This window comes from Acidovorax sp. NB1 (assembly GCF_005405905.1).
Lineage (GTDB): Bacteria > Pseudomonadota > Gammaproteobacteria > Burkholderiales > Burkholderiaceae_C > Acidovorax.
Window position 1 is genome coordinate 138,975 of the sequence record NZ_BJHU01000016.1, and the last position, 6,170, is coordinate 145,144.

Genomic DNA, 6,170 nt, shown 5'->3' on the forward strand with positions numbered 1-6,170 from the left:
CCCGGGCTGTATGCAAACCAAACCCCACACCCTGGAAGGCTGGCTGCGCCATTGCGAGCAGCTGCATCCCCACAACATCGACATGGGCCTGGACCGGGTCAGCGAGGTCGCACGCCGCATGGCGCTGCGTTTTGAATGCCCAGTGATCACGGTGGCGGGCACCAACGGCAAGGGCTCCACCTGCGCCATGCTGGAGGCGGTGGCCCAGCAGGCGGGCTACCGCACGGGGGTGTACACCTCGCCCCACCTGGTGCATTTCGAGGAGCGCTGCCGTGTGCATGGTGAAAGCGTGCTTGCTTCTGATTTGGTAGCGCACTTCGAGGCTGTGGAGCGCGCAAGAGTCCAAAATGGCGATGAAATTTCGCTGACCTACTTCGAGTTCACCACCCTGGCCATCCTGCGGCTGATGAGCCATGCGCGGCTGGATGTCGCGATCGTGGAGGTGGGGTTGGGCGGGCGGCTGGATGCGACCAACATCGTCGATGCTGACTGTGCCGTGATCACCAGCATTGACATCGATCACACCGAGTTTCTGGGGCCCGACCGTGAAAGCATTGGCCGGGAAAAGGCGGGCATCATGCGCACCGGCCGCCCGGTGATCGTGAGCGATCCCATGGCCCCCCAGAGCGTGGTGGACCATGCGCGCGAGATCGGTGCGGACCTGTGGAGTTTTGGGCGTGATTTCAACTTCTCGGGCGACAAGCAGCAGTGGAGCTGGGCGGGGCGGGGGCGGCGATATGCCGGTCTGGCCTATCCCTCGCTGCGCGGCGCGAACCAGCTTGTCAACGCCTCGGGCGTGTTGGCCGCGCTGGAGGCACTGCGCGACCGCCTGCCGGTGACGGCCCAGGCCGTGCGCAACGGCCTGGGCCTGGTCGAGTTGCCCGGCCGCTTCCAGATCGTGCCCGGCCAACCGACCCTGGTGCTGGATGTAGCGCACAACCCCCATTCGGTGGCCGCCCTCACGGCCAATCTGGACGCCATGGGGTTCTTTCCCACCACACACGCCGTTTTTGGTGCCATGGCCGACAAGGACCTGGCCCCCATGCTGGCCAAAGTGGGGCCCTTGGTGGACCGCTGGTACTTCACCAACCTGCCGACCCCGCGTGCCGAGACCGCTGCCACCCTGCAGCAGAAGTGGAACGCCGTCCACATGGTGGCGGGTGGCCGCCGGGACGTGGCATCGAGCGTGCACTCAGACCCCATGCAGGCCCTGGAGGCGGCGGTGGCTGCGGCAGACCCCGCTGATAGAATCGTGGTCTTTGGCTCGTTTTATACGGTGGGTGGTGTGCTGATCAACGGAACACCTCGCCTGCAGGCCAAACATCTGGGCCAATAGGGCAGGTTCCGAGGTCCGAACGAGTCGTTACTCCATGGCATTTTTCAAGTTTCGGTGGCCCGGGCAGGGTGAGCAGCAACAGGCCGAGAAGCCGTCCAAGCGCCCGCGCACGCCGCAGGCCGAGAGTATCGAGGTGATGCGCCGCCGGGCCCGCCACCGGCTGATCGGTGCCGCCGTGCTGGTGCTGGTGGGGGTGATCGGATTCCCCTTGCTGTTCGATACCCAGCCCCGGCCTGTTCCCGTTGATATTCCCATCGAGATTCCTGACCGCAACAAGGTGGCGCCCCTGGTGGTGCCCGCACCAGTGGCCGAAGCCCCTGCGGCCAAGCCCGTGGCAACTGCCGCACCGCAGGCTCCAGCGCCGGTGGCGTCGCGTGCTTCTGCACCGCGCAGCGCGGCGGCCAATGGGCTGACGGAGGGGGAGGAGCTGGTGCCAAGTGCGCGTCCAGCCACAGCCAAACCGGCCACTGCGGTGGGCGCTGCCACGCCCGCTACGGCCCCCAAGCCTGACGCCAAGCCGGCCGCTGCACCGACGCCCCCGGCCGCACCCGAGCCAAAGCCTGCGCAACGCCCCGATGATTCGGCGCGTGCGCGTGCCCTGCTGGAAGGCCGCGCTGCAGAGCCAGTGGCCAGTGCCAATGCCGAAGACGCTCGCTTCATCGTGCAAGTGGGGGCATTTGCCGACGCTGAAAAAGCCCGTGAAGCGCGCACCAAGGTGGAGCGCGCCGGCCTCAAGACCTATACCCAGGTGGTGGACACCAAGGAAGGAAAACGCACCCGGGTGCGTGTCGGTCCGTTCACCAACCGGACGGAGGCTGACAAAGCTGCGGCGCGCATCAAGGCGCTGGAGCTGTCGGCTTCGGTGCTGACGCTGTAAGCCTGCGGCTCGTTTTCTGATTTTTTGCGTTCATGGCTGCGCTGGATTGGATTTTTGTCGCGGTGCTGCTGGCGTCGATGCTGATTGGCGCCTGGCGTGGCCTGGTGTTTGAAGTGCTGTCGCTGCTGGGCTGGGTGGTTTCCTTTTTTGTCGCGCAGTGGTTCGCGGCAGACATGGCAGAGCTGCTGCCCATGGGCGAGTCGGCTGGGGCGCTGCGCTATGCAGCGGGTTTTGCCGTGGTGTTCGTGGCGTCGGTGTTTGCCTGTGGCTTTGTGACCTGGCTGGCTAAGAAGCTGGTCGAAGCCATCGGCCTGCGCCCGGCAGACCGCACGCTGGGTGCGGTGTTTGGCGTGCTGAGGGGGATGGTGCTGCTGCTGGCGGTGGCCGTGGTGGCGGGATTGACCTCGCTGCATGAAGCCCCCTGGTGGCAGGAGTCGCAAGCGGCCCCGGTGCTTGCAGAAGTGCTTCGGGGCTTGAAACCGGCGTTGCCGGAAGAATTTGGTAGGCATCTGCCTTCTTGATATCGATGGGGCAGGGGCCATAAGCCGCTGCCAAGTGGTTGCCGCGGGGCTGTTCCCGCAAACGGATGGAAAACAACTATGTGTGGAATCGTCGGCGTCGTCAGTGCAGCGCCCGTCAATCAGCTGATCTATGACGCTTTGTTGCTGTTGCAGCACCGTGGTCAGGACGCAGCGGGCATCGTCACCCAGCAGGGCCGCAAGTTCTTCATGCACAAGGCCAAGGGCATGGTGCGCGATGTGTTCCGCACGCGCAACATGCGAGCCCTGCCGGGCAATGTGGGCCTGGGTCAGGTGCGCTACCCCACGGCAGGCAATGCCTATAGCGAGGAAGAGGCGCAGCCTTTCTACGTGAACGCGCCCTTTGGTCTGGTGCTGGTGCACAACGGCAACCTGACCAATGCGCGTGAACTGCGCACCGAACTGTTCCAGACGGACCACCGCCACACCAACACCGAGAGCGACTCCGAGGTGCTGCTCAACGTTCTGGCGCACGAGCTGGAGCGCTCCACCCGGGGTGTGCCGCTGCAGGTCGAGGATGTGTTTGCTGCTGTGCGCGCAGTGCACAAGCGCGTCAAGGGCTCTTACGCCGTGATCGCGCTGATCGCAGGCCACGGTTTGCTGGCGTTCCGTGATCCCCACGGTATCCGCCCGCTGGCCTTGGGCCGCAGCCAGGATGGCACGGTGATGGTGGGCAGCGAGTCCGTGGCGCTGGAGGGAACCTCCCACGTGTTCGAGCGCAACATCGATCCGGGCGAAGCCGTGTTCATCACGCTGGATGGCCAGGTCCATGCCAGCCAATGCGCCGAAAAGCCGCAACTCAACCCCTGCATCTTCGAATTCGTGTACCTTGCGCGCCCGGATTCGGTGCTGGACGGCATCTCGGTTTACCAGGCGCGCCTGAACCTGGGCGAGGCCCTGGCCAAACGCGTGGTCTCCACCGTGCCGCCGAATGAGATCGACGTGATCATTCCGATCCCGGAATCCAGCCGTCCCAGCGCCACGCAACTGGCGCACCTGCTGGGCATCCCGTACCGCGAAGGCTTCGTCAAGAACCGCTACGTGGGCCGTACCTTCATCATGCCGGGCCAAGGCGTGCGCAAGAAGTCCGTGCGCCAGAAGCTCAACGTAATCGGCAGCGAGTTCAAGGGCCGCAACGTGCTGCTGGTGGACGACTCCATCGTGCGTGGCACGACCAGCCGCGAAATCGTGCAGATGGCGCGCGACGCCGGTGCGCGCAAGGTGTATCTGGCCAGCGCCGCGCCGCCTGTGCGCTATCCCAACGTGTATGGCATCGACATGCCCACGAGCAGCGAACTGGTGGCCCATGGCCGCACGGTGGAAGAGATCCGCCAGGCGATCGGCTGCGATGCGTTGATCTACCAGGATGTGGACGGCATGAAGAAGGCCGTCGGTTCGCTCAATGCGTCCATCGCGGGCTTTGATGCCTCGTGTTTCGACGGCGTGTATGTCACGGGTGACATCACGGCAGAAGGCATTGCCAGCCTGAATGAAGGGCGTGTGGGGGTGGAAGAAGGCGAGGAAGACACCTCCCGCCTCGCGCTGCCCAACGCGCAAGAAGCGTAAGCGCCAAGGCCCGAAGGCTTTGGGGGCAGCGTGGCGGATGTTCGCCCCGCCGCCCATCGGATGGATAGACGGATTGACCGAATCGTGACACTGGCCCCGCAAGGGGCCAGACCTTATTGATATGACTGAAACCACTGCTTCCAGCACGGGCCGCGTGCGCACCCGGTTCGCCCCGTCCCCCACGGGCTTTATCCACCTGGGCAATATCCGTTCGGCGCTCTACCCTTGGGCGTTTGCGCGGGCGACAGGTGGCGACTTCATCCTGCGCATTGAAGACACCGATCTGGAGCGTTCCAGCCAGGCGGCGGTGGATGTGATCATCGAAGGCATGGCCTGGCTAGGCCTGGACCACGACGAAGGTCCGTTCTACCAGATGCAGCGCATGGACCGCTACAAGGCGGTGCTGGCCGATCTGCAGGCCGCAGGCCATGTGTACCCCTGCTACATGAGCGTGGCCGAGCTGGATGCCCTGCGCGAGAAGCAGATGGCCGCCAAGGAGAAGCCCCGCTACGACGGCACCTGGCGCCCCGAAGACGGCAAGGCCTTGCCTCCGGTGCCCGCAGGCGTGTTGCCCGTGCTGCGCTTCAAGAACCCGCAAGGGGGTGTCGTGGCCTGGGACGACAAGGTCAAGGGCCGTATCGAGATCCGCAACGATGAGCTGGATGACCTCGTGATCGCGCGCCCCGATGGCACACCCACCTACAACTTCTGCGTGGTGGTGGACGACATCGACATGGACATCACCCACGTGATCCGTGGCGACGACCATGTGAACAACACACCGCGCCAGATCAACATCTTCCGCGCGCTGGGCAAGGAGCCGCCCGTGTACGCCCACCTGCCCACCGTGCTGAACGAGCAGGGCGAGAAGATGAGCAAGCGCAACGGCGCCAAGCCCGTCACGCAGTACCGCGATGAAGGCTATCTGCCGGATGCCATGGTCAACTACCTCGCGCGCTTGGGCTGGAGCCACGGCGACGATGAGATCTTCAGCCGCGCGCAGTTCCTGGAATGGTTCAACCTCGACCACCTGGGGCGCAGCGCCGCCCAGTTTGACGAGGCCAAACTGCGCTGGGTGAACGCCCAGCATCTCAAGGCCATGGCCGACGATGCGTTGGCCGCCCTGGTGGCGCCGCAGCTGCAGCAGCGCGGTGTGTCGGCCGAGGCACTGGCCGATGGCCGCCTGGTGCGCATCTGTGCATTGTTCAAGGACCGTTGCGACACCACGGTGGTGCTCGCCCAGTGGGCGCAGGTGTTCTACGGCGACGTGACGCCCGTCGAGGCTGAGCGCACGCAACATGTCACCGATGCCATCGCGCCAGCACTGGATGCATTGGCTGACGCACTGTCTGCCTGCGAGTGGGACAAGGCTTCCATCAGTGCCGCCTTCAAGCAGGTGCTGGCAAGCCAGGGTCTGAAGATGCCCCAACTGGCCATGCCTGCGCGGGTTCTGACCGTGGGCACAGCCCATACGCCGTCGGTCGATGCCGTGCTGGAATTGGTCGGACGTGAAAAAGTTGTAGCGCGTTTGCGAAACCGCTAAAAATCTGTCTATAATTCAAGGCTCAGATGATGATGACAAATACTAAGTGTTTGAAGTCATTGAGTGGGGGTATAGCTCAGCTGGGAGAGCGCTTGCATGGCATGCAAGAGGTCATCGGTTCGATCCCGTTTACCTCCACCAAAATTTGATATCGGTTAGTTCCAAGGTTTTGACCCTATCGTCTAGAGGCCTAGGACATCACCCTTTCACGGTGAGTACCGGGGTTCGAATCCCCGTAGGGTCGCCAAGTTTGTAGCGCTTGGCTTGTATTGAAAAATGCAAGCAAAAAGCTGCCTGCCAGGAGTGGTA

5 protein-coding genes and 2 tRNA genes are annotated in these 6,170 nt (G+C 64.0%); all 7 read left to right on the top strand.

Annotated elements, in window-relative coordinates; genetic code table 11:
* Positions 1-10 precede the first annotated feature (10 nt).
* The 7 genes from folC (at position 11) to AvAM_RS07430 (ending at position 6,108) form a co-directional block, all read left to right on the top strand.
* Positions 11-1,336: a bifunctional tetrahydrofolate synthase/dihydrofolate synthase gene (folC, locus tag AvAM_RS07400; protein ID WP_137746460.1), complete on the top strand. Its 1,326-nt coding sequence runs from the start codon at positions 11-13 to the stop codon at positions 1,334-1,336.
* Positions 1,337-1,370: 34 nt separating this feature from the next.
* Positions 1,371-2,213, top strand: coding sequence for an SPOR domain-containing protein (locus tag AvAM_RS07405; protein WP_137746461.1), 843 nt, complete (start codon positions 1,371-1,373; stop codon positions 2,211-2,213).
* 32 nt (positions 2,214-2,245) lie between these two features.
* Entirely contained in the window at positions 2,246-2,734 is a 489-nt protein-coding gene (locus AvAM_RS07410; RefSeq protein WP_137746462.1) for a CvpA family protein, read from the top strand.
* Positions 2,735-2,812: 78 nt separating this feature from the next.
* Positions 2,813-4,318, top strand: a complete 1,506-nt coding sequence (gene purF / locus AvAM_RS07415; protein WP_137746463.1) for an amidophosphoribosyltransferase — start codon at positions 2,813-2,815, stop codon at positions 4,316-4,318.
* A 121-nt stretch (positions 4,319-4,439) separates the two neighbouring features.
* Entirely contained in the window at positions 4,440-5,861 is a 1,422-nt protein-coding gene (gene gltX, locus AvAM_RS07420; RefSeq protein ID WP_137746464.1) for a glutamate--tRNA ligase, read from the top strand.
* A 65-nt stretch (positions 5,862-5,926) separates the two neighbouring features.
* Positions 5,927-6,002, top strand: a tRNA-Ala gene (locus AvAM_RS07425).
* Positions 6,003-6,032: 30 nt separating this feature from the next.
* Positions 6,033-6,108: transfer RNA gene (locus AvAM_RS07430), tRNA-Glu, on the top strand.
* The last annotated feature ends 62 nt before the right edge of the window (positions 6,109-6,170 follow it).